The following is a 22,915-nucleotide window of genomic DNA, read 5'->3' as shown; positions in this document are numbered from 1 at the left end:
CAGGAACCGGTTCTGCTGTCAGCGCAGCAGCCCGAGGTGGGCCAGTGCCTGGCGGAGCAGCGTTCCGCGGCCGCCCTCCATCTCGGCGGAGAGACCGTCGGATGCCGCTTCCTCCGGCGAGAACCAGGTGACCTCGAGAGCATCCTGACGTGGCTCGCACGTGCCCGTCACGGGGACGACGAACGCCAGGGACACGGCGTGCTGCCGGTCGTCGTGGAAGGCGCTCACACCGGGGATCGGGAAGTACTCCGCCACCGCGAACGGCGTCGGGGAGACGGGGAGGAGCGGGAAGGCCATCGGGCCCAGGTCGTTCTCGATGTGCCGGAACAGCGCGTCGCGGACGGTCTCGCCGTAGCGGACGCGGCCGGACACCAGGGTGCGGGTGATCTCGCCGAGCGGCGTGGACCGCAGCAGCACGCCGATCGAGGTGACCTGGCCCGCGCCGTCGGTGACGACAGGGACCGCCTCGACGTAGAGCATCGGCAGGCGGCGCCGCGCCTCTTCGAGTTCGATGTCCGACAGCCACGCCGGGTTGGAGTCCGCGGCGGGCACGTCGTCGAACCCGAAGCCGCCGTCGGGGTCAGGATCTGGTGTGCGCACCGCCATGAGACATTTCTACCAGCCGCTCCGCGAGGGCGCGGGCCACCCAGCCGCTCCGCGAGGGCGCGCCCTGTCCTGCTCTACGCGCCCAGCCGCTCCACGAGGGCGCGGGCCTTGACGAGCGCGGCCTGACGCCCCGGGCGCTTCGCGATGTCCTCGATGCCGGTCAGGCGGGCGGCATCCGCGGGGATCCACCCTCGACCCGCCGCCTCGGCGAGCAGCGGAAGCACGAGCCCCGCCATGTCGAGGACGCGATTGAGCCAATGCGGCAGCGTCTCCGCCCCGGCCGCGAAGGCGATCGATTCGGTGATCACGGGCCAGAGCACGGCGATCGTGCGCGGCTCCTTCTCGATGGCCCGCATCATCCTCGCTGGGCTCACGTCATCGCAGGCGAGCAGCACCGGCATGACGTGCCTGACGGCCTCCCAGCCGATCAGACCGTTCGCGGTGAGATTGGCGACGAGGTGGATGCCGCCGTCTCCCCATTCGCCGTCGTGGCAGAGCGCGGCGAGCGCCACGGCGTGCATGGACGTGGTCAGAGGGCCACGGTGCACCCCCGGTTCGCGTCCGATCCGGCGTTCGAGGCGCGCGCCGTCCCAGGCCAGGTAGATCTGATCAGCGGACCGGTCGTCCGGATCGGGGCGGCCGTCGCGCCACGGGATCGCCGAGCACTGCCCCTCGTTCTCGAGGTCGTACGTCCAGCCCGGCTTGGCGATGCGGAACGCCTGATCCGGTGCATCCGCCGGCCGCAGATCGATCGCGAGCATCTTCGTCTTCGCATCCGGATCGGCCCACTCAGCCGTGATCGTCGCGCCGTCCACCACGGCGGGGATCGCGCCGGCGCCCTCGGGCCAGACGTCGTCGAACGCGGGACCTTCCGGCGCGCTCCTGACCGGAGCCGACTCCATCGCGGGAAGCGCCGCCACGGCCGCCTTCGCGACGGTCACGGCGCGTGACGCACCCGACCGGGAGGCGAGGGCGCGCAGCCCGGGAACCGCGAGGACGTCCGTCGGCGCGATGCCTTCGTCGACTGCGGCGAGCGCTGTGGGCACGAGCTGAGCCAGCGCGTCCGCGAGCTCGGCCGTGCCCGACAGCATCCGCGGTGCCGCCAGCGATTCGACGATCAGCCCGTCCAGGAGCGGCCAGACCACCGAGGCGAGCCCCTCGTCGGCGAGTTCCAGGCACACCCTCGCCATGGCTGCGAGGTCGCTGGCGTCGAGGTGCTCGACGTCCATCAGTTCAGGGCGCAGGAGTCCGCGTTCGAACGCCTCGATCACGCCGGTGAACGCATCCTCGGCAGCGCGCGGATGCAACTGCCTGAGAGCCCCGATGAACCGGGCGGCGACGGGCCGGCCGTAAGGGGCTGCATGACGGGCGCCCTGACGCAGCATCACGCCCCGGGCAGCGAGCGGGTAGCTCTCGAAGCCTTCGCCCACGGTCTCGGTCCAGGCCGGGAAGACGGCGCCGTCGTGCCACGACCTCCAGCTCCGCTCGGACAGCTCATCGCAGAGGCCGCGCAGCGAACGCGGCACCACCACGTCGGCGGCACGCCGGCCGTCGCCGGAGGGAGACGGTTCGAGGGGCGGTTCGACGACGGGATCCGCGGCATAGGCGACCACGACCGCACCGGCCGATGCCGCGACGGTGCGGTCTTCGTGGTCGACGACGGGGATCGACACCCCGGCGAAGCCGGCCCGCAGCTCCTCGGTGAGCAGGGAGAGGTCCAGCCGGACCAGCGCGAGGACGAGATCGGATGCCCGTGCGGCGGCGCCCTCGTCCTGGTGGACGCGCAACCGTGCGAGCAGGTCCTGCGGGTCGACCCGCAGGTCGACCCAGGACGGCGTCGAGAGCATCGCGGGCACCCGACCCGCGCTGCTCAGCAGTTCGAACTCCCGGGTGATCATCAGCCCGCGGGCGGCCAGGTGGATGTCCTTCAGATCCCCGGCGACCCAGTCGGCGATGTAGTGCAGGCCTCCCGCCCAGCGCTGTCTCACGCCGCGCAGGGCCGTGCGCGCGGCATCCGGGTCCCGGTGCGCGAGCCGCACGAGCTGGTCGAGGAAGGCCTCGGCTTCGACGTCGTGCACCTCCTCCGGCTTGGCCAGCAGACGCCCGGCCGTCGCGGCCAGCGTCTCGGGTTCCGCGGGCTCGGGCTCGAGGCGGGGCGCCGCCCACACCTCCGGCGTCGGCTGCCAGCTCCCGCGGCCCGCCTCCGCCGCCGGTTCGTCGTCGACCCCGGTCGTCCCCCACGCGTCGAGGACGTTCTGCGCGGCCTTCACGAGCGCGGCGTCGCGCTCTCCCGTTAGCGCGCGCAACTGCTCGACCAGTTCGCCGGATCCCTCCGCCTGCGGGCGCGGACGGGCGGCGAGCGAGGCGAGCACGCTCAGCCGCGTCTTCTTGCCCTTGACTGCGAGAGCACCGGCGGCGAGCTCGACGAACAGATGGTCGTCGGATGCGGCGATGAGCCGGGGCGCGAGAATCTCCACCACCGCGGCGTCTCCGGCCGAGAGCACCGGGACGAGGGCGTTGGCCCGCGCCAGGAGCTCGTCATCGGTCGCAGCCAGCGTGTCCGCGATCACGCGTGCCCAGACCGCACGATCGCCGGGACGCTGCGCGGTCTCCAGGCCGATGAACGCCAGTTCGAGCGTCTCGTCCCGCGACATCCAGCCCGCCTCGTACGCCGCGGGGAACGCCTCTCCCCACGAGGCGGTCGCCGGTTGCGCCTGCTCGACCGCGACGCGTGCGTGCTCGATGAACCGCCCGCGGATCACCTCGGCGTCGATGAGGTCGCGATCCGGGAAGATCTCCGCCGGCCGCCCCAGTGCGGCGGCCGCGAACGCCGACCAGTCCTTGAGGTACTCGACGCTGCGGGGGATCTCCAGGTCCAGCATGTGCACGAGCCGCACGGCCGCACCGCCGTACACCGACGTGGAGTTGACCCATGCCCGCCGCCGCGAGACGCACGCGAGAGCGATGAACTCGGCGGCGAACGCGGGGCCGCGCTGGGCGATGATCTCGGCCTGGATGCCGTCGGCGAGCGCGTGCGGCGTCGGGAGCACGTCGATCGTGCGGCGGGCGTCCGCGCCGAGGCGGATCGTGAACACGCCCAGGCGCGCGGTGTCGACGTCGATCGAGGAGCGCCACCCGAAGGTGTTCTCGCCGAGCTCGGCGAAGCTCCCCCATTCCCCCTTGCGCAGGCCGGCGAGCGCCTCCTTCTGCTGCGCGGCGGTGCCCAGGGGAAGGTTCGGGAGCTCCTCCAGCGCCGCGTCCCCCCAGCCCAGCTCGCGGAAGATGTCGATCGCGCGGGCGAGGTCAGTCGTCATTCGTGTCGTTCTCCTCATCGATGCGCCCCTCTGCGAGGAGCACGGCCAGCAGATGCTTGCACGGACCGCGGCCCGTCCCGTGCGTCAGATGCCACGTGCAGGTGCACGAGACCGGGTCGATCGCCACGAGGTAGTCGCCGTCCCCGGAGCGCACGCGCCATCCCGCGCCGTCGCGCCGCACCGCGTCAGAGGCGAGCAGTCGGCGGGCGGAGACGAGCCGGGGATTGTCCCGGGTGACGCGGTCGGGATCGTCGGGCAGTTCGCGGTGGAAGTGCGCCCGGTCGCGCACGTCCCAGCCCACCCGGCCGGATGCCGCGAGCACCGCCAGTGCGGACCGCACCCTCCCCTCGGGGAGGGCCGTGTCGGACTGGAGTCTCGTCACGTCGATGCGCGGCTCGAAGGCGAGCATCGCGGCGACCAGGTCCGCGTCGTCGAGAGCGTCGGGCGTCGCCAGTCCGATGAGCAGGGACCCCTCGCCGGAATGACCGCGCCACGGTTCCTCGGTCAGCCCCAGCGTGATCCTCGCCCCGGGCAGATCGACCTCGACGACCGCGACGCCCGTCTCGGCGCTGCCGTGGAACACCGCACCGCGCACATGCGGCAGCATCCGTCGCAGTGCGGACAGCCGGTGAAGACCCGCGATCCGGACGGCGCCTGTCGACGGTCGCGCCGCGAGGCGCGCTCCCGTCGAGGTCGGCGTGAGCCAACCGCTGCGACCGCTCGCGGTCGCAGCGGGGAGGGACCCGATGAACGCCCGCGCCCGGGCGGCGTCCAGCGTGAAGCCCGGCGACGTGCCGCGGTGCAGCTCCGCGACGTTGCCCAGCGCCGGCACCCACCGCGTCGGCATCCTGACCGGCCGCTCATGCGACTGCGCCTCCGGCGTCGCCGCCGTCAGACCCGCATCGCCGACCTGCAGGTGCAGCAGCTCGGTGCGCCCGACGCCCGACAGCATCCGCCTCGTGTCGGCGGTGATGTCTACGTTCGTGGTTCCGAACCCGATCTCGCCCCCGTCGAGGCCGTCGCCGAACACGTCGAGCCGCGCGTAGACGCTGTTGCAGGCGGAGAAGCACTCGGCCCGCAGCCGATCGCCGTGCGCGCTCAGCACCGGATCGCGCTGCGTGGTCGGCGTGTAATGGAAGTAGCGCATGGCCGTGATGTCCGCCAGCGTCACCAGCGCCCGGGCGAGCACCTGCGGGCGGGTCGCGAAGCCGCGGAAGAACTCCGGAGCGCGCTGGGGGCCGCTCGGCGTCAGGGCGGGCGCGAGCGCGAGCGCGATGCCTGCATCGTCGACGCGAGAGGTCGCTGCGAAGCCCCGATCAGTCACGCTCATCACCCTAGGGGGCCTGACCGACGTCCGCCGTCCCTGGCAGGATGAGGGCATGACCGAGATCGACGACGGCCTGACGCGCTGGTCGCCCGGCGAGCGCGCCGGGAGGCCGCTGCTCGTGCTGCTGCACGGCTACGGCGCTGACGAGAACGACCTGTTCGGACTGGTCCCCTACCTGCCCGACGGGCTCGCGGTGGCGTCCGTCGCCGCACCGCTGACGCCGCCCTGGCCCATGCCCGGTCGCTCGTGGTACCCGATCGACTCGCTGAACACGAGGGATGCGGCGGGCATCACGCTTGCCGCGGAAGGACTGCTGCGCTGGCTGGACGCCGCCGCCGATGCGGCGCATGTCGCCCTGCTGGGCTTCTCGCAGGGCGGCGCCGTCGCGCTTCAGGCGCTGCGCCTCGCGCCGGAGCGGATCGATGCGGTCGTCGTGCTGAGCGGGTACGCCGCCCCCGGCGATCTGCCGCACGATGCCGCACTGCAGGAGCGGAGGCCGCCGGTGTTCTGGGGCCGCGGAAGCCGCGACGACGTGATCCCGCCGAACCTCATCGACCACACCGCGCAGTGGCTGCCCTCGCATGCCGAGCTCTCCGGGCGCGTGTACCCGGGTCTCACCCACTCCATCTCCGAGCAGGAGCTGTCCGACGTCGATGTGTTCCTGTCGCAGTGGAAGGACGCGCTCGACGCCTGACGCTCAGGCCGGTGTCCGGGTATCGCCGTCGTCGCCGGGTCCGCGCTCGCGTTCGGTGCCGTGTCCGGCATCCGTCCCGTCGCCTGCACCCGGATGCCGCTTCCGCGCGCCCGCGCGCGTGAACACCACCATGAGCGCGACGGTCACGGCGAGGCCGACGCCGAGTCCGACCGGCATGCTGTTCGTCGCGGTGCCGAGTGCTGCCGCCACGCCGAGACCGATGATGATGCTCCCCGCGAAGCCCATGCGGGCCCTCATCTCGTGGGAACTCGGCTGCCTGTCGTCCATGACATCCAACCTACGCGGGACGGACGCCCCCATCCGCCTGCCGTCGACACGCCCGGGTTGCGTGAACCCGATCGAGCCGGTATCGTCTCAGAGTCCTGTCCGCCGTGTCTGGAAGTCCTTTGATCTGAATCGTCGCCTCTCCGCGTAAATCATCCACGCGCTGATCCGACGATCCTTCCTGCCACCGGCATCCGTCTTCCACGTCGTTCTCGACGTGACGTGACTCGTCGGCATCCGCGCACCCGCACACTTCCGGGAGTCGCTCATGTCAACACCGACCACTTTCACCTCCGCCGCCGTCACGCTCGACCGGCTCACGTTCGCCTGGGCGGACGGGTCCGTGGCGCTCGACGCCGTGTCGGGCTCGTTCGGGTCCGGTCGCACCGGGCTCGTCGGGCGCAACGGCGCCGGCAAGTCCACGCTGCTGCGACTGATCGCCGGTGATCTCGTCCCCACCTCGGGGCAGATCATCCGCACGGCCGAGGTCGCCTACCTGCCGCAGCGTCTCACGCTCGACACGGAACGGCGCGTCGCCGAGCTGCTCGGTATCGCCGCACAGCTCGACGCCGTGCGTGCGATCACCGCCGGCGACGTCGACCCGGCGCATTTCGATGCGGTGGGCGACGACTGGGACATCGAGGCGAGAGCCGAGGTGTCCCTCGCCGAGGCCGGGCTCGACCCGTCGTTCCTCGATCGCACCGTCGGCGAGCTGTCCGGCGGTGAGTCCGTGCTGGTCGCGATCGCCGGCATCCGGCTGCGTCACGCGCCGATCACCCTGCTCGACGAGCCGACCAACAACCTCGACCGCGTGGCGCGAGGCCGCCTGGCGGACATGGTCCGCAGCTGGAAGGGCACGCTGATCGTGGTGAGTCACGACATCGCGCTGCTGGAGCTGATGGATGACACCGCCGAGCTCTACGGCAGCAGCCTGAGCGTGTTCGGCGGCCCGTACTCCGAGTGGCGGGCCTGGCTGGACGCCGAGCAGGAGGCCGCCCGGCAGGATGAGCGCGATGCGACGCAGGCGTTCAAGAAGGAGAAGCGTCAGCGCATCGAGGCCGAGACCAAGCTCGCGCACCGGGCGCAGATGGGCCGCAAGGCCTTCGAGGAGAAGCGGGTTCCGAAGATCATCGCGAACGGCCGCAAGATGGCCGCCCAGGTCTCGGCCGGCCGGCTGCGCACCGAGGTGGCAGGCAAGGAGGAGACGGCACGCGCCGCGATGGACGCCGCCGGGCGCCGAGTGCGCGACGACGCGTCGATGAAGATCGAGCTGCCCGATCCGGGCGTCTCGAACTCGCGGCGCATCGCCACGCTCGGCGACGGGACGCGGTCGTGGGTGGTGAAGGGCCCGGAGCGGGTGGCGCTGATCGGGCGCAACGGCGTCGGGAAGACCACGCTGCTGCGGCGGCTGGTGACGGATGCCGCGGCATCCGGGTTCCCGATGAACCCGGAGCTGGTCGCGGAGGCGCACACCGACCAGATCGGATACCTGTCCCAGCGCGTGGACGGGCTCGACGAGTCGGCGTCCGTGGTGGAGAACATCGCGGCGGCGGCGCCGCATGTGCCGGACAAGGAGCTGCGCAACCGGCTCGCCCGGTTCCTGATCCGCGGCGCGACGATGGACCGCCCGGTCGGCGCCCTGTCGGGCGGCGAGAGATTCCGGGTGGCGCTGGCGAAGCTGCTGCTCGCCGATCCCCCGCCGCACCTCGTGGTGCTCGACGAGCCGACCAACAACCTCGACCTGGACACGGTCGATCAGCTGGTCCAGGCGCTGCGCGCCTACCGCGGAGCGGTGCTCGTCGTCAGCCACGACGACGTGTTCCTGCAGCGGCTCGAGCTCGATCTGACACTTGAGCTGGATGCCGAGGGCGAGCTCGCCCAGATCGGGTGAGGGTTCCCCGGCGCGGTCCTGGCGGACAGGATGGGAGGCATGACTCCTCTCGTCCGCCCTCGCCAGGACCGCGTGATCGCCGGCGTCTGCTCGGCCGTGGCGCGACGATTCGACCTCAGTCCGACGACGGTGCGCGTGGTCACGGTGCTGGCCGTGCTCTTCGCGGGCCTGTCGATCTGGGCCTACGTGCTGCTCTGGATCATCGTCCCGAACGAGTTCTGAGGCTCGCGCCTTCTGAGGCTCACGCCGCCCGGCTGGAGCGCATGGCCCTGGTGTGCGCCAGCCCCGGATCCGACGCCAGTCGCGCGTACTCCTCGGAATCGCGCGGGATCAGGGCCACACGCCCCTCGGCATCGTGGTGCGTCCCCCAGCCGTAGCGCTTGCCCAGCGGCGACGAGCGCAGGCAGGCCTGGCCCTTCGAGAAGAACTCCTCCCTGGCCGCCTCGTCGTGCGGGTCGATGCCCTTGCGCAGCGCGTGCGTCTCGAACAGCACGTCGTCCGACGTGCGCGTGTACGGCTCCTCGATGAGCAGTCGGTAGTGCAGCGCGGCGATGGAGAGGTTCTCGGCGATCGGAGGCTCCTCGCCGTGCTCGGCACGGCAGTCCTCCGAGACCTCGATGAACGTGTTCGTGTAGTTCGTCGTGTGCGCCATGCGGCCAGCATCCCCCACCCCGGCGACATTGTCGAGGATCAGCCCAGCGACACGAGCCACGGGTGCCCCGGGATCGTCCGCCGCAGGGCATCCGCGAGCCAGGCCCGGCGCCGATCGTCCAGGAACGGCAGGGTCGCGTCGAAGTCGGCGCGATCCTTGTCACGCAGTCCCCTGGCCTTGTAGAGCAGCTGGATCTCTGGCTGCAGGTAGCGGATGCCGTCGCGCTCCCACAGGGCGTCGGCCATCGGCATCCGGACGCTCGGATCGCGCCTGTACCGCCACTCGTCCGGTGTTCCCGGGCCGAGCAGGATGTCGTACTCCCACGAATCGGCGGCGCTGCGGCGCGCCCAGAGCTGTCCGCATCCGTCGGGGAGGTCGTCCGGATCGTCGGATGCCACCGGCTTCAGCGCCCCCGAGAACGCCGCCCACAGGTGCAGACGATCGCCGACGTGCGCACGCAGGAGCGGCAGCTCGGCGCGCAGGATGCCGGGATCGATGTCCTCGTGGTGGCGCTCGACACCCGTGAAGGCCTGCAGCGCCCAGCCGCCGGCGATCCACCACGTGCCGCCGTAGCCGTCGAAGAAGTCCCGGACGTCCTCGGGGGTGCGCGGCGCCCAATCTCCGTACAGACGCGTGAACTCGGCCTCTTCCATCCGCTCACGGTATCGGAGGCCGCCAGAGTGTCGGCGGCCTGGCCCATGATGGAGGGATGAGCGATGTGCTCGACCGCTTCACGCCCGCGACCCAGGACTGGTTCCGCGGGGCGTTCGACGCGCCGACGAACGCTCAGGCGGGCGCCTGGGAGGCGATCTCCGCAGGACGCAACGCCCTCGTCGTCGCCCCGACCGGGTCGGGCAAGACGCTGTCCGCGTTCCTGTGGGCGATCGACAGTGTGTTCCGGGAGCGGGCCCTTCGGCAGGCTCAGGGACCCATTGATGATTCGCCCGACGGCACGCCGCGCACGCGCATCCTCTACATCTCTCCGCTGAAGGCGCTGGGCGTCGACGTCGAGCGCAATCTCCGCTCGCCGCTGATCGGCATCGGTCAGTCCGCCAGGCGGCTGGGCCTTCCTGTGCCAGAGGTCACCGTCGGGGTGCGTTCCGGCGACACCACGTCCAGCGACCGGCGCAAGCTGGTCAGCGCGCCGCCCGACATCCTGATCACGACGCCCGAATCGCTGTACCTGATGCTCACCAGCCGCGCCGGCGAGACGCTGCGCGGCGTGCACACGGTGATCATCGACGAGGTGCACGCGGTGGCCGCCACCAAGCGCGGCGCGCATCTCGCGGTGAGTCTGGAGCGGCTGGATGCCCTGCGCGCAGCGCGTGGCGCGGAGTCGCCGGCGCAGCGCATCGGGCTGTCGGCCACCGTCCGTCCGATCGACGAGGTCGCCCGCTTCCTCGGCGGCTCCGCGCCGGTCGACATCGTGGCGCCGCGCGCCGTGAAGACCTTCGAGCTCGGCGTGGTGGTGCCGATCGAGGACATGCGCAACCCTCCCCCGCCTCCCGGCGCCGCGACCGCGAACGACGAGCCCGCCGACGGTTTCATGGCAAGCTCCGCGCAGGCCGAGGTGACCGGCTCCGTCTGGCCGCACGTCGAGGAGGCGATCGTCGACAAGGTGCTCGAGAACCGGTCGACCATCGTGTTCGCGAACTCGCGCCGGCTGGCGGAGCGGCTCACCGGGCGGCTCAACGAGATCTACTCGGAGCGGATCGGCGTCGCGCTTCCCGAGAACAATGCCCCGCCGGCAGCCATGATGGCGCAGGCCGGATCGACCGCGGGCGCCGACCCCGTGCTCGCGAAGGCCCATCACGGCTCGGTGTCCAAGGAGCAGCGCGCGATCGTCGAGGAGGAGCTGAAGTCCGGCGTCCTCCGTTGCGTGGTCGCGACGAGCAGCCTCGAGCTCGGCATCGACATGGGCGCGGTCGATCTGGTGATCCAGGTGGAGGCGCCGCCGTCCGCGGCATCCGGCCTGCAGCGCGTCGGCCGCGCCGGCCACCAGGTCGGCGAGATCAGCCGGGCATCCCTCTTCCCCAAGCACCGCGGCGACGTGCTGCACACCGCGATCGTCACCGAGCGGATGCTGAAGGGGCAGATCGAGGCGATCGCCGTGCCGCGCAACCCGCTCGACATCCTCGCCCAGCAGACGGTCGCGGCCTGCGCGCTCGACCCGATCTCCGTCGAGGAGTGGTTCGAGACGGTACGGCGCAGCGCGCCGTTCCAGACGCTCCCCCGCTCCGCCTACGAGGCCACCCTCGACCTGCTCGCCGGCAAGTACCCGTCCGACGAGTTCGCCGAGCTGCGCCCGCGGGTGGTGTGGGATCGGGATGCCGGAACGCTGACCGGCCGCCCCGGTGCGCAGCGCATCGCCGTGACCAGCGGCGGGACGATCCCCGACCGCGGTCTCTTCGGGGTCTTCGTCGCCGGCGAGAGCACGGGAGCCCGGGTCGGCGAACTCGATGAGGAGATGGTCTACGAGTCGCGCGTCGGCGATGTGTTCACACTCGGCACGACCAGCTGGCGGATCGCCGAGATCACCCACGACCGGGTCAACGTCATCCCCGCGTACGGCCAGCCGGGCAAGGTGCCGTTCTGGCACGGCGACGGCATCGGCCGGCCCTTCGAGCTGGGCGAGGCCCTCGGCCGCTTCTCCCGCGAGGTCTCCACGGCCGAACCCTCGAAGGCGCAGCAGCGCCTGATCGACGCGGGCCTGGACGAGATGGCGCGCGCCAACCTGATCGGTTACCTGACCGAGCAGCGCGAGGCCACCGGGACCCTGCCGACCGACCGCACCCTCACTGTCGAGCGCGGTCACGACGAGGTCGGCGACTGGCGGGTGATCCTGCATTCCCCGTACGGCATGAAGGTGCACGCGCCGTGGGCGCTGGCGATCAACGCCCGCGTGCGGGAGCGGCTCGGGGTGGAGGGATCGGCGGTCGCGAGCGACGACGGCATCATCGTGCGCATTCCGGATGCCGATGCCGAACCGCCCGGGGCGGACCTCTTCGTGTTCGACGCCGACGAGCTGGAGCAGATCGTCACCGCCGAGGTCGGCGGGTCGGCGCTGTTCGCCTCGCGCTTCCGCGAGTGCGCCGCCCGCGCGCTCCTGATGCCGCGGATGAACCCGAACAAGCGCACGCCGCTGTGGCAGCAGCGTCAGCGATCGGCGCAGCTGCTGGAGGTCGCCAGACGCCACCCCACCTTCCCGGTGATCCTGGAGACCCTGCGCGAGGTGCTGCAGGATGTCTACGACCTGCCGTCGCTGCGCCGGCTCATCACCGACATCTCCGAGCGGCGCATCCGCCTGGTCGAGACCGAGCCCGCACAACCCTCGCCGTACGCGCGCGATCTGCTCTTCGGCTACGTCGGCGCGTTCATGTACGAGGGCGATTCGCCGCTGGCCGAGCGCCGCGCCGCCGCACTGTCGGTCGACCCCGCGCTGCTGGGCGAACTGCTCGGCACGGTCGAGATGCGCGAGCTTCTCGACCCCGACGTGATCGCGCAGTTCGAGCTGGAGGCGCAGCGCCTCGATCCGCAGCGCCGCGCGCGAGGACTGGAGGGCGTCGCCGATCTGCTGCGGATGCTGGGCCCCATGGACGCCGAGGAGGTCGCGGCGCGGCTGGAGCCCTCCGCCGGGGGGAAGCCCTCCGCCGAGGGGGGTGAAGGATCCGCGTCGCCCGAGCAGGCATCCGCTCTCCTCGCCGAGCTCGTCACGGCCCGTCGCGCCGTCCCGGTCACGATCGCCGGCCATTCCCGCTTCGCCGTGATCGAGGATGCCGGGCGCCTGCGCGACGCGCTCGGCGCGGCCCTGCCCACGGGCATACCGGTCGCGTTCCTGGAACCCGTCGCCGACCCGCTCGGCGATCTCGTGTCACGGCACGCCCGCACTCACGGCCCGTTCACGACGGATGCCGTCGCCGCGCGCTTCGGGATCGGAGCCGCGGTCGCGCGGCACACCCTGCAGCGGCTGGAATCGGCGGGACGGCTGACCAGCGGCTTCTTCCTGCCCGCCGTCGACGCCGATCCGAGCGGGGCCAAGGAGTGGTGCGACGCCGAGGTGCTGCGCCGGCTGCGGATGCGCTCGCTCGCGGCGATCCGCGGCAGCGTCGAGCCGGTCAGCCCGCAGGCCTATGCGCGGTTCCTGCCGGACTGGCAGCACCTGACCCGCCCGCTGGAGGGCATCGACGGCGTGCTCAGCGTGATCGAGCAGTTCGCGGGTGTGCCGATCCCCGCCAGTGCGTGGGAGTCGCTGGTGCTGCCGAGCCGGGTGCGCGACTACGCACCGGCGCTCCTCGACGAGCTCACCGCCGCAGGTGAGGTCGTGTGGGCCGGCCACGGATCGCTTCCCGGCCGAGACGGCTGGGTCTCACTGCATCCCGCCGACCTGGCGCCGTTGACGCTGCCGGTGCCCGAGGAGTCACCCGGTGCGGGGTCGCTGGAGGAGAAGGTGCTCGACGTGCTGCGCCTCAGCGGAGCGTCGTTCGCGGGCGCGCTGCGCGCGATGACGGATGCCGAGAACGAGCAGTCCGTGCTCGACGCCCTCTGGACGCTGACGTGGCAGGGTCACGTCACGAACGACACGTTCTCGCCTGTGCGGGCGCTGATCGCCGGCGGCTCGCAGGCGCACAAGACCGCACGGCGCGCGCCGCGCACCCGCACATACCGGGGCATCTCGCTGGCGCGGCCCGGGGCTCGTCCTTCTTCGGCCGGCTTCGGCGGACGCTGGGCGGTGCTGCCGGAGACCGACCCAGATGCCGCACGCCGCGCGACCGTGACGGCCGGGCTGCTGCTCGACCGGTACGGCGTTGTCACTCGGGGGGCCGTGCAGGCCGAGGGCGTGCCGGGCGGCTTCGCGCAGGCGTACCGGGTGCTGGCCGGCTTCGAGGAGGCGGGTCACTGCCGCCGCGGCTACGTGATCGAGAAGCTGGGGGCCGCGCAGTTCGCGGCATCCACCACGGTCGACCGCCTCCGCACGTTCTCCGGCCTGGCCGATCCGCCGCCGCGGCAGGCCGTCACGCTCGCCGCGACCGACCCGGCGAACCCGTACGGCGCAGCCCTCGCGTGGCCGCGGCTCGACGAGGTCTCCCACCGCCCGGGCCGCAAGGCCGGCGGGCTCGTGGTCCTCGTCGACGGCGCGCTCGTGCTGTACCTGGAGCGCGGCGGCCGTACCGTGCTCGCGTTCGACGACGATCCCGAGGTGCTGCGCGCTGCGGCATCCGATCTCGTCGCGACCTCCCGTGCCCGGCGCCTCGAGACGCTCACGGTCGAGAAGATCAACGGTGCCAGCGTCTACGGCACGCCCTTCGCGCTCGCTCTGCAGGAAGCCGGCTTCGTCGCGACCCCGCGCGGCTACGCCCTCCGCAAGGCGGTGTGAATCCACCACCCGAGCGTGAGTGGTACCATATCTGGTACGAGAGGAGGTCGACATGGCCATCACCACCAGCGAAGCGCGTCGAGATCTCTTCGGCCTGATCGAGCGTGTCAATCTCGATCATTCGGAGATCGAGATCATGTCGAAGCGCGGGTCGGCCGTACTCATGTCGAAGGACGAGTACGACTCGCTCGTCGAGACGAGCTACCTGCTGCGCTCGCCTGAGAACGCTCGCCGCCTGCTGTCCGCGCTCGAGAGCGCACGCACCGGTGACGTCTCCGAGCATGACCTGATCGACGAATGACAGATCGTCTTCTCACCTGGACCGTCGAGGCGTGGGAGGACTATGTCTACTGGCAGACACAGGATCGACGCACTCTCAAGCGCATCAATCTGCTCATCGCGGATCTGCTGCGCGACGACCCGTTCGACGGCATAGGCAAACCAGAGCCGTTGAAGCACGCCCTCGCCGGGGCGTGGTCGCGCAGGATCGACGAGGCGAACCGGCTCGTGTACATCGCGGATGACCGATCCGTGACCATCCTGCAGGCGCGCTATCACTACTGACTCGCCGCCAGCCAGGCTTTCCTGAGCAGGAGCGCGCGCTCGCGCAATTCGGTGGGCGACGGATACTCGGGGCCATCCGAAATGTCCACGTTCCGGTGGGGGTCGTCCTCCGCGTGCTGGGGGAACACGCGGCAGTGCAGGTGCGGCATCCGATGGCCCATCACGAGATAGTCGATCTTGCGCGGCTCGATGACTGTCGCAACGGCGCGCCCAGCGCGCTGCACGTCCCCCCAGAAGGCGGCGAGATCGCCAGGAGCCAGATCCGCCAGGTCCGTCTCGTGGTCGCGCAGGATCACGACGCAGTAACCAGGGTGCGCCTGATTGCGTACCAGCCTCACATGCGTTGTCGCGGTCGAGGCGACGAGCAGGCTGTCCTGATTCTCGTTGAGGTGCGCGTCCGCGCACATGCCGCACGTCCGCCCATCCGCGAGCGCTGCCCACTCCGCATCCGACCACCACACCCGGCCATCGTAGATGCACCGACCACGTGCTAACCTGCTCCGCATGACGGCGCGTCAGCACACCTATCTCCCGGCTCTGGTCAGAGCCGGCGATCTGTAGCGCCCGACAAGGCCAGAGCCCCAGGCAAGGACGACCGTCCTTGCCTTTCGTGTATCCACGGGAGGCTCTGCCCCGTCACCCTCTCGTGCACCCATCGAGAGGAACATCATGACCAGCGCAGACGACATCCTGCGTCCCATGCTCCGCACCATCGACGCGATCGTCGACGAGCAGGCGCTGCGCGCCAAGCTCGAGAGCGGCCGCCAGCTGCGCATCAAGTACGGCGTGGACCTCACCGCACCCGACCTGCATCTGGGTCACGCGGTGAACCTCTGGCTCATGCGGCACCTGCAGGACCACGGGCATCGCGTGGTCTTCCTGCTGGGCGACCTCACCACCCGCGTCGGCGATCCGACCGGCAAGAGCGAGACCCGCCCCGTGCTCACCGCTGAGCAGATCGAGCAGAACGCGCAGGCCTTCCTCGATCAGGTCTCGATCGTGCTCGACACCGCACCGGACGTGTTCGAGGTGCGCCGCAACTCGGAGTGGTTCGATCGGATGCCGGTCGCCGAGCTGCTGAGTCTGTTCAGCATGACCACCCACGCGCAGCTGATGGCACGCGACATGTTCCGCGAGCGCGTCGCGCAGGGGCGTGAGATCGCACTGCACGAGCTGACCTACCCTGTGCTGCAGGGCTACGACAGCTTCGCCATGCAGAGCGATCTGACGATCGTCGGGTCCGATCAGCTGTTCAACGAGATGATGGGCCGCCAGTTCCAGCAGCGGCTCGGCGCGAGCCCGCAGTCGCTGATCACCACTGTCATCACGCCGGGCCTGGACGGCGGACCCAAGCAGTCGAAGTCGCTCGGCAACTACATCGCGCTCACCGACAGCGCCACCGACAAGTTCGGCAAGGCGATGAGCCTGCCCGACGAGCTGGTCGGCGTCTGGGCGAGCGCGTACACGACCCTGCCCGACGAGGTCGTGTCCGCGCTGGCCGACGACGCGGCCCGCGACGGACGCATCGCGCGCGACGCCAAGCTGACCCTCGCCGCGGCGATCGTCGAGCGGTACCACGGCGCGGATACCGCCGACCGGGAGCGCGCGGCGTTCCTCCACGTCTTCGCCCACAGGGCGGTGCCCGATGAGCTCGTGACGGTCGGCATCCAGCATCCGGCCTCCACCGCGCTCGCCCTGCTCGAGCAGGTCCGGCCGGATCTGAGCAGGTCGGCCCTGCGGCGCCTGATCTCCCAGGACGCCGTACGGATCGACGGCGTCCCCGTCACCGACCCGGAGCAGGAGGTGCTCGTCTCGAGCGGTCCGTCGTCCGCACCGGCAGGCGCTCCTGGGCCCGGGTGGCGCTGAGATAGCCCGTCGCCGCCGAGCCACCATCGAACTGCCGAGCCACCACCCAGATGCACGCCATCCGCCTGGTGGCTCGGCGCTTGCGTGGTGGCTCGGCGCCAGATCGGCGACCGGCGGCGGGTCGGCGGAGTGACATAGTGTGGCGAGCATGATCAGCGAGTTCCTCACCGGCATCCGGTTCCTGGGGCGCGGCTTCGGCTACTGGAAGCGGATGCCGGGTCTGATGGCCCTCGGCCTGGTTCCCGGACTGATCGCCCTGGTGGTGCTCGCAGCTGCGCTCATCCCGCTGTGGCTCTCGCTCGGGACGATCACCGGCTGGATCACCCCGTTCGCGGATTCCTGGGACGCCGGCTGGGCGATCGCGCTGCGCTTCGCGATCGGAGCGGTGATCACCATCGGCTCTCTCGTGCTGGCCAGCGTGGTCTTCACCGCACTCGCACTGCTGATCGGCGATCCGTTCTATCAGCGCATCTGGCGCGCGGTCGAGAACGATGTCGGAGGCGATGTCCCCGAGGGCGACGGCGGGCTGCGCGTGGCCCTCGGCGAGAGCATCCGCCTGGTTCTGCTGGGCATCCTGGTCGCCCTGCTCGCGCTGATCCTCGGACTCATCCCGGTGGTGGGTGCCGCCGTCGCCGCGGTCGTCAGCGTGCTGCTGACCGGCCGGCTGCTCGCCCGCGAGCTGACCGGACGCGCGCTGAACGCCCGCGACCTGCCGAGCTTCGAGCGCTCGCAGCTGTTCGCCACCCGCCGCTCCCGGCTGCTCGGCTTCGGGGTGGCGACGCAGCTCTGCTTCATGGTTCCGCTGGGCGCCGTGTTCATCATGCCGACGGCCGTCGCCGGTGCCACGCTGCTGGCCCGCGAACTGCTCGCGCAGGCTCCGGAAGCGGGGGCTCCCCGTGCCTGAGGGCGACACGGTCTTCCAGGCGGCGCGCCGACTCGACGACGCCCTGCACGGCCAGCAGGTGACGCGCTTCGATCTGCGCGTCCCCCGCGCCGCCCTCGTCGACCTGACCGGCAGCACCGTGCACGAGGTCGTGCCGCGCGGCAAGCACATCCTGATGCGGATCGGCGAGCACACGCTTCATTCCCATCTGCGCATGGACGGCACGTGGCGCATCTACCGCACCGGCGAGAAGTGGCGGCATCCGGCCTTCAAGGTCCGCGCGATCGTCGGCACGGCGGCCCGGGAGGCGGTCGGCGTCGACATCGCCGAGGTGAAGGTCGTCGCCACCCGCGACGAGGGCGAGCTGGTCGGGCATCTGGGGCCCGATCCGCTGTCGGACGCCTGGGATGCCGTGGAGGCGATCCGCCGGCTGAGCGCGGACGACCGCAGCATCCACGTCGCCCTGCTCGACCAGCGCAACGTCGCCGGGTTCGGCAACGAGTACGCCGCCGAACTGCTGTTCCTGCGCGGCATCCTGCCCACCACGCCCACCCCCGATGTCGACGTCCCGGCACTGATCGACCTGGGTGTGCGCACCATTCGCGCCAACCGCGACCGCATCGACCGCACCTTCACCGGCGACGCGCGTCGCGGCTTCACGGACTGGGTCTACGGCCGCGCCAACCGGCCGTGCCGGCGCTGCGGAACCCTCATCCGCACCGGCGCACTCGGCGCGGATCCGACCCGCGAGCGCGTCACGTTCTGGTGTCCGAACTGCCAGCGATGACGCCCATCCCCGATGGGGAATGAAATCGCACGACCCGTGGTTGTAGGTATATCCGGAAGTCTCCGGACACGGGAGGAATCGTGGGCAAGAACTACATCGACATCGAGGACGACCAGGGCGAGACGCTGCGCTACCGCAAGCACGTCAACGGTCGTGGTCTCGTCGCGCACGGCGCGAAGGTGAACCCCAAGGCGGTCGTCGAAGCCGGGGCCTATGTCGAACCCGGGGCGAAGATCGGAGCCGGGGCGCGCGTCGCCCGCGGCGCCTGGGTCGACTCGGATGCCGTGATCGGCGAGGACGCCTACATCGACGCGCACGCGCACATCGGCCAGGGGGCCGTGATCGGCGACGGCGCGCACGTCGGCGTCCGCACCGAGATCGGCGCGGGGGCGCGCATCGCCCGCGGGGCGCGGATCGGCGATGACGAGACCGTCGCCGCAGGGCTGCGCATCGCGACCGATCGGAAGGGGCTCTGGCTGGCCGCCTGAGCCCCCGAGGCGCAGCATCCGTCGTCTCCCGGTGCGACGGATGCTGCCCCGACGCGCGCATCGGGACCCACCGGCGCGCGTGTCTCAGAAGCGGCTGGTCCGGATGCCCGTCACCCGCCGCAACTGGGACAGGACCCTCGTCGGGGTCACAGCAGCCGGCGCTCGGATGCCCAGACCGTGAGCTCGTGTCGCGAGGAGAGCTGCAGCTTGCGCAGCACCGCGGACACGTGGGTCTCCACGGTCTTGATCGAGATGAACAGCTCCGCGGCGACCTCCTTGTAGGCGTAGCCGCGCGCGATCAGTCGCATGACCTCCTGCTCGCGTGCCGAGAGCCGGTCGAGCTCGTCGTCCACCGCGGCCGTCTCGCCGGCCACCGCACCGAAGGCGTCGAGCACGAAGCCCGCCAGACGCGGCGAGAACACCGCATCCCCGCCCGCGACGGCGTGCACGGCCTTCGAGACCTCCACGCCCGATGAGCCCTTCGTGATGTACCCGCGGGCGCCCGCGCGGATCACCCGCACCACGTCCTCCGCAGCATCCGAGACGCTCAGCGCGAGGAAGCGCGCGGTCGTCGGAGCAGAGCCGCGGATCACGGACTCGCCGCCCGTGGGCTCCGGAAGCTGGGTCCCTGAGCCCGTCGAAGGGCCGCCCGGAAGATGCACATCCAGCAGCACGACGTCCGGCATCGTCTCGCGGATCACGGCGATCGCCGAGGGCACGTCCGCGGCCTCGCCCACGACCTCGACGGTCTCGTCGAGGTCGGCGCGCAGGCCGGAGCGGAAGATCGAGTGGTCGTCGACGATCACCACGCGGATGCTGCCACTCATACGTCCTCCGATCGCAGTGGCGTCCCCGCGATCCGCAGGTGCACCTCGGTGCCGTTCTCGTCGCTGCGCACGGTGCCCGATCCTCCCGCCCGCCGCATCCGCCCGATGATCGACTGCCGCACTCCGAGGCGGTCACCCGGCACCTCGTCGAGGTCGAACCCGGCGCCGCGGTCGCGGATGAACACGTCGACACCGCTCGTCGACCCCTCGATGTACACCGAGACCTCGCCGCCGGCGTGTCTGGCCGCGTTCAGCATGGCCTCGCGCGCCGCCGCGGCCAGCTCGCCGCTCGCCCGCTCGGTCGAGAGCCCGGCGGAGACGACGTCGATGTGCACGGGATAGTCGAGCTCCAGCGCGCCCGCGTAATCGCGCAGGTCGGTGGGCAGATCGCTGTCGGCAGGAGCATCCCCGTCATAGAGCCAGGCCCGCAGCTCGCGCTCCTGCGCCCGGGCGAGACGGGCGGCCTCGCTGGAGGCGCCCGCGCGATTCTGGATGAGCGCGAGGGTCTGCAGCACCGAGTCGTGCAGGTGCGCGGCCATCTCGCTGCGCTGCTCCTCGCGGATGCGCCGCACCCGCTCACCGGAGAGCTCGCGCCAGCGGTGCATCAGCGACGAGGCGAACATCGCCAGCAGGCCGGCGAAAGGCACGAGCAGGTACGCCGGAGCGACCGGGTTTGTCAGCATCCCGACCAGCAGGACCAACATCAGGATGATGGTGCTCCCCCGTACTATCGCCGCCTGCCGGGGCCCGCGAGCCGGATCGTGCCTGTCGATCAGGTCGGTCCACAGTGACCCGGCGACCAGCAGCAGCACCAACCCGAACAACGCGCCCAGGTCTGCATACCTCGTGGAATAGACCCCCATATTCGCCGGCGAAACACTGAACATGCCTCCGCCTCGCAGCGTCAACAGCACGATCAGCTCGAGGATCACCGCGACGACCAGCATCACCCACGCAACCGGCGCCCGCCGGGAGGGCGCGGACTCCCCCGGCTCCCACGGTGTGAAGACCCAGCACCAGAGATAGAGCAGGATGCCGGCGCCGCAGAGCGCAGTGAGCGCGATGAACATCGCCCGCACCAGCCACGTCGACACACCCAGGTGGCGGGCCAGCCCTTCGGCGGTGCCCGAGATCAGGCATTCGCGCACGCGCGTCAGCTCCGGACGCGGCGGCGCGGCAGCGCGCGGCGGTCGCGCCAGAGGCGTCGACGGATGCTGCGCGGAAGAGGACATGACGCCATCCAACCATCCGGACGACGCGATCCCGGGGCTCCGGGGCCAGGATCAGGGACGAGTCAGGGGAACACCCCATGGCGGCACCCGGTCCAGCATCGACAGGATCGGAGCATGACCTTCCCGACTGCCCCGCCTCGAGCGCCAGAACGGCCCCCGCTGCCCCGCCGATCCGATCGGTTCTTCGCCTGGGTGTCCGGCCTCGGAGTCGCCCGATCGGACGGGTGGATCGGCGGCGTCGCGGCGGGCATCGCCTCCCGGCTGCGCATCGATCCGCTCATCGTCCGCGGCATCCTCGTGGTGGCGGCCCTGTTCGGACTGCCGATGATCCTGCTCTACGCCGTGGCCTGGGCGCTGCTCCCCGACCCGGAGGGCCGCATCCATCTGCGTGAGCTGCTGCACGGACGCTTCGAGCCCGCGCAGCTCGGCATCCTCGCCGGGTTCCTGCTCGGACTGCTGTCGGTCACGCCCACCGCGGGGCTGTTCCTCCTCGAGAGGATCCTCAGCCCGTACACGTACCAGACGTATGGGGCGAGCGCCTTCGGCGTCTTCCTCTTCATCGTCGGGCTGGTGCTGGTCGGCATCCTGCTCGTCCTGATCGTGCGCGGCGCGCGCCGCACTCCGGGGGGTGACGCGTCTCGAACGGCTTCAGAGGCGCAGACTCCCCCGTTCCCCTCCGCTCCGGTCGGCTATTCGGGTGCCGCCGTCGATGCGGAGATCCGAGAGGAGGATGCCGGCTTGGACCCCGCTTCGGGTGCAGAGGTCGCGTCGCCGGCATCCTCCCTCATCCCTGAGCCCTCCGCCCCTCCTGCGGATGCCGGGGCGCTGGACGCCTGGCGCGCCCAGCACGCGGCATGGCAACAGCAGGACCAGGAGTGGCGACGGCAGCAGCAGGATGCCGAACGCGCCGCGCGCGATCAGGCCCGCGCCGAGCGGCAGACCGCCGCCGCGGCGTTCGCCGCCGAGGCCGCCGAGCGACGCCGCATCCGCCGCGCCTCGAACCCACGCGCGGGCTTCGCCTACATCGCCACGACCATCGGCGTGGCCCTGGTCGTCGCCGCGGCGGTGTGGCTGCTGTCATCGGACCCCGGCGTCACGACGGGCGCCCTCGCGGTGCTCTCCGCAGCACTTGTCTTCGCGTTCGGCATGGTGATCGCCGGAGTCGCCCGGCGCCGGAGCGGGTTCCTGGCGTTCCTCACCGCGGTGACCCTGGTCGCGGGGCTGATCGCCGGTGGCGCGGCGACCATGGGAGACGTGCGCTTCGGAGAGGCGACGGCGAGCAACGTCCAGGAGGGCACCATGCGTCAGCCCTTCGGGAACATGCTCGTGTACCTCCAGAACACCGCGGACCGTGATTCCTATCCGGTGACCGTCCACAAGGGCGTCGGGCACACGGAGATCTTCGTCGGCGAGGGCGTGGAGCTCCGGCTGACCGCGACGGTCGGCGACGTCACCGTGTACGGCAACCGGATGGAGATGGATGCCGAGGGCAACTCCATCGGCGGGGGGAACGACGCCTTCACCGGCACGACGCGGCCTGATGGCCGCACGGTCTACCAGGAGACGATCTCCTCCCCCGTGAACCCCGCATCGCGCGACGTGCCGTCGACGGTCACGGTCGTCCCCGTGACCATCGACCAGGAGGCGGGAGACATCGTCATCACCTATTCCGCGCTCGCTGAGAAGGAGACCGAGAAGTGAACACCGAGCCGACCGTCCCGCTCCCCGAGACCATGTCCGCGCCGGATGCCGAGCACGCGACGCTCCCGCTCGAAGACGCCATCCTCCCCTCGCAGGGGGCTTCCGACCCGCTGGCGGAGGCGCCGGCCACGGCATCCGCTCCTGCGCCCCGCACCCGCTGGGCCGCGATCGTCTGGGGCCTGTGCTTCGCCGCGATCGCCTGGTTCGGGATCTGGATGCTCAGCGACGGCGAACGCCACGACAGCGTGACCGACTGGTTCGCCTCGCTGAACCCGGGGACGATCACCGCGTTCGCCCTGCTGACGCTGGGCGCGCTCGTCCTCATCAGCGGGCTCGTCGGGCTGATCCGGCGCGCGCAGCGCCGCGTCGCCCGCTCGGCCTGAGAGGCCGCCGCGCAGGAGGGCGCCGGTCAGAGCACCGTCCG

At 71.3% G+C, this 22,915-nt stretch carries 21 protein-coding genes; 12 read left to right on the top strand and 9 right to left on the bottom strand.

Annotation, left to right across the window (positions count from 1 at the left end; all coding sequences use genetic code 11):
- Positions 1-18: 18 nt before the first annotated feature.
- The 3 genes from ACTJJ4_RS09155 to ACTJJ4_RS09145 all read right to left on the bottom strand — a co-directional run bounded on the left by ACTJJ4_RS09155 (position 19) and on the right by ACTJJ4_RS09145 (position 5,244).
- Complete coding sequence (locus ACTJJ4_RS09155) at positions 19-606, bottom strand: NUDIX hydrolase family protein (protein WP_285637264.1); 588 nt, start codon at positions 604-606, stop codon at positions 19-21.
- A 74-nt stretch (positions 607-680) separates the two neighbouring features.
- A complete protein-coding gene (locus ACTJJ4_RS09150; protein ID WP_440943043.1) occupies positions 681-3,920 on the bottom strand; it encodes a hypothetical protein in 3,240 nt (1,079 codons plus the stop codon).
- A complete protein-coding gene (locus ACTJJ4_RS09145; RefSeq protein WP_440943042.1) occupies positions 3,910-5,244 on the bottom strand; it encodes an SWIM zinc finger family protein in 1,335 nt (444 codons plus the stop codon). The genes ACTJJ4_RS09150 and ACTJJ4_RS09145 overlap by 11 nt, the downstream gene beginning before the upstream one ends.
- A gap of 55 nt (positions 5,245-5,299) precedes the next feature.
- On the opposite strand from ACTJJ4_RS09145, the gene ACTJJ4_RS09140 reads away from it, so the two are divergent.
- Positions 5,300-5,941 carry an alpha/beta hydrolase gene (locus ACTJJ4_RS09140; protein WP_440943041.1) on the top strand — a complete coding sequence of 214 codons (642 nt, stop codon included), beginning with the start codon at positions 5,300-5,302 and terminating at the stop codon, positions 5,939-5,941.
- Positions 5,942-5,944: 3 nt separating this feature from the next.
- Here the strand turns inward: ACTJJ4_RS09140 and ACTJJ4_RS09135 are convergent, their stop codons facing one another.
- Entirely contained in the window at positions 5,945-6,229 is a 285-nt protein-coding gene (locus ACTJJ4_RS09135) for a hypothetical protein (RefSeq protein WP_440943040.1), read from the bottom strand.
- Positions 6,230-6,494: 265 nt separating this feature from the next.
- Here ACTJJ4_RS09135 and ACTJJ4_RS09130 point away from each other — a divergent pair, with 265 nt between their 5' ends.
- Positions 6,495-8,117, top strand: a complete 1,623-nt coding sequence (locus ACTJJ4_RS09130) for an ABC-F family ATP-binding cassette domain-containing protein (RefSeq protein WP_440943039.1) — start codon at positions 6,495-6,497, stop codon at positions 8,115-8,117.
- Positions 8,118-8,156: 39 nt separating this feature from the next.
- Positions 8,157-8,339, top strand: coding sequence for a PspC domain-containing protein (locus ACTJJ4_RS09125; RefSeq protein ID WP_440943038.1), 183 nt, complete (start codon positions 8,157-8,159; stop codon positions 8,337-8,339).
- A 19-nt stretch (positions 8,340-8,358) separates the two neighbouring features.
- Here ACTJJ4_RS09125 and ACTJJ4_RS09120 read toward each other — a convergent pair whose 3' ends face one another.
- Both ACTJJ4_RS09120 and ACTJJ4_RS09115 read right to left on the bottom strand, forming a co-directional pair.
- A complete protein-coding gene (locus tag ACTJJ4_RS09120; RefSeq protein ID WP_292704326.1) occupies positions 8,359-8,769 on the bottom strand; it encodes a DUF6157 family protein in 411 nt (136 codons plus the stop codon).
- Between the two features lie 38 nt (positions 8,770-8,807).
- Positions 8,808-9,422 (bottom strand): hypothetical protein, encoded by a 615-nt coding sequence (locus tag ACTJJ4_RS09115; protein WP_440943037.1) that lies wholly within the window; start codon positions 9,420-9,422, stop codon positions 8,808-8,810.
- A 56-nt stretch (positions 9,423-9,478) separates the two neighbouring features.
- Here ACTJJ4_RS09115 and ACTJJ4_RS09110 point away from each other — a divergent pair, with 56 nt between their 5' ends.
- Genes ACTJJ4_RS09110 through ACTJJ4_RS09100 form a run of 3 tightly spaced genes read left to right on the top strand, consistent with a single transcriptional unit; the run spans position 9,479 to position 14,707 of the window.
- The gene (locus ACTJJ4_RS09110; protein ID WP_440943036.1) at positions 9,479-14,143 is read left to right on the top strand and encodes an ATP-dependent helicase; all 4,665 of its coding nucleotides are present in this window, start codon (positions 9,479-9,481) and stop codon (positions 14,141-14,143) included.
- A gap of 52 nt (positions 14,144-14,195) precedes the next feature.
- A complete protein-coding gene (locus ACTJJ4_RS09105) occupies positions 14,196-14,444 on the top strand; it encodes a type II toxin-antitoxin system Phd/YefM family antitoxin (RefSeq protein ID WP_440943035.1) in 249 nt (82 codons plus the stop codon).
- A complete protein-coding gene (locus tag ACTJJ4_RS09100; RefSeq protein ID WP_440943034.1) occupies positions 14,441-14,707 on the top strand; it encodes a Txe/YoeB family addiction module toxin in 267 nt (88 codons plus the stop codon). The genes ACTJJ4_RS09105 and ACTJJ4_RS09100 overlap by 4 nt, the downstream gene beginning before the upstream one ends.
- Here the strand turns inward: ACTJJ4_RS09100 and ACTJJ4_RS09095 are convergent.
- On the bottom strand, positions 14,701-15,168 hold the full coding sequence (locus ACTJJ4_RS09095; protein WP_440943033.1) for an HIT family protein: 468 nt from the start codon (positions 15,166-15,168) through the stop codon (positions 14,701-14,703). The two genes, ACTJJ4_RS09100 and ACTJJ4_RS09095, sit on opposite strands and share 7 nt — an antisense overlap.
- 208 nt (positions 15,169-15,376) lie before the next feature.
- Between ACTJJ4_RS09095 and tyrS the strand changes: the two genes are divergently transcribed.
- From tyrS to ACTJJ4_RS09075, 4 genes are all read left to right on the top strand, one after another.
- A complete protein-coding gene (gene tyrS / locus ACTJJ4_RS09090; protein ID WP_440943032.1) occupies positions 15,377-16,573 on the top strand; it encodes a tyrosine--tRNA ligase in 1,197 nt (398 codons plus the stop codon).
- A 148-nt stretch (positions 16,574-16,721) separates the two neighbouring features.
- A complete protein-coding gene (locus tag ACTJJ4_RS09085) occupies positions 16,722-17,477 on the top strand; it encodes an EI24 domain-containing protein (RefSeq protein ID WP_440943031.1) in 756 nt (251 codons plus the stop codon).
- Positions 17,470-18,243, top strand: a complete 774-nt coding sequence (locus tag ACTJJ4_RS09080) for a DNA-formamidopyrimidine glycosylase family protein (RefSeq protein ID WP_440943030.1) — start codon at positions 17,470-17,472, stop codon at positions 18,241-18,243. The genes ACTJJ4_RS09085 and ACTJJ4_RS09080 overlap by 8 nt, the downstream gene beginning before the upstream one ends.
- A gap of 80 nt (positions 18,244-18,323) precedes the next feature.
- The gene (locus ACTJJ4_RS09075; RefSeq protein WP_440943029.1) at positions 18,324-18,731 is read left to right on the top strand and encodes a transferase; all 408 of its coding nucleotides are present in this window, start codon (positions 18,324-18,326) and stop codon (positions 18,729-18,731) included.
- 146 nt (positions 18,732-18,877) lie between these two features.
- Here the strand turns inward: ACTJJ4_RS09075 and ACTJJ4_RS09070 are convergent, their stop codons facing one another.
- Together ACTJJ4_RS09070 and ACTJJ4_RS09065 are read right to left on the bottom strand one after the other, a co-directional pair.
- Positions 18,878-19,558, bottom strand: a complete 681-nt coding sequence (locus ACTJJ4_RS09070) for a LuxR C-terminal-related transcriptional regulator (protein WP_440943028.1) — start codon at positions 19,556-19,558, stop codon at positions 18,878-18,880.
- Positions 19,555-20,790: an ATP-binding protein gene (locus ACTJJ4_RS09065; RefSeq protein ID WP_440943027.1), complete on the bottom strand. Its 1,236-nt coding sequence runs from the start codon at positions 20,788-20,790 to the stop codon at positions 19,555-19,557. The genes ACTJJ4_RS09070 and ACTJJ4_RS09065 overlap by 4 nt, the downstream gene beginning before the upstream one ends.
- A gap of 114 nt (positions 20,791-20,904) precedes the next feature.
- Here ACTJJ4_RS09065 and ACTJJ4_RS09060 point away from each other — a divergent pair, with 114 nt between their 5' ends.
- Both ACTJJ4_RS09060 and ACTJJ4_RS09055 read left to right on the top strand, forming a co-directional pair.
- The gene (locus ACTJJ4_RS09060; protein WP_440943026.1) at positions 20,905-22,491 is read left to right on the top strand and encodes a PspC domain-containing protein; all 1,587 of its coding nucleotides are present in this window, start codon (positions 20,905-20,907) and stop codon (positions 22,489-22,491) included.
- Positions 22,488-22,874 (top strand): hypothetical protein, encoded by a 387-nt coding sequence (locus ACTJJ4_RS09055; RefSeq protein WP_440943025.1) that lies wholly within the window; start codon positions 22,488-22,490, stop codon positions 22,872-22,874. The genes ACTJJ4_RS09060 and ACTJJ4_RS09055 overlap by 4 nt, the downstream gene beginning before the upstream one ends.
- Positions 22,875-22,915: the final 41 nt, after the last annotated feature.

Origin of the sequence: Microbacterium sp. 22195, assembly GCF_052056515.1 — a bacterium.
GTDB lineage: Bacteria > Actinomycetota > Actinomycetes > Actinomycetales > Microbacteriaceae > Microbacterium.
This window is presented reverse-complemented; position numbering and strand designations above follow the sequence as displayed.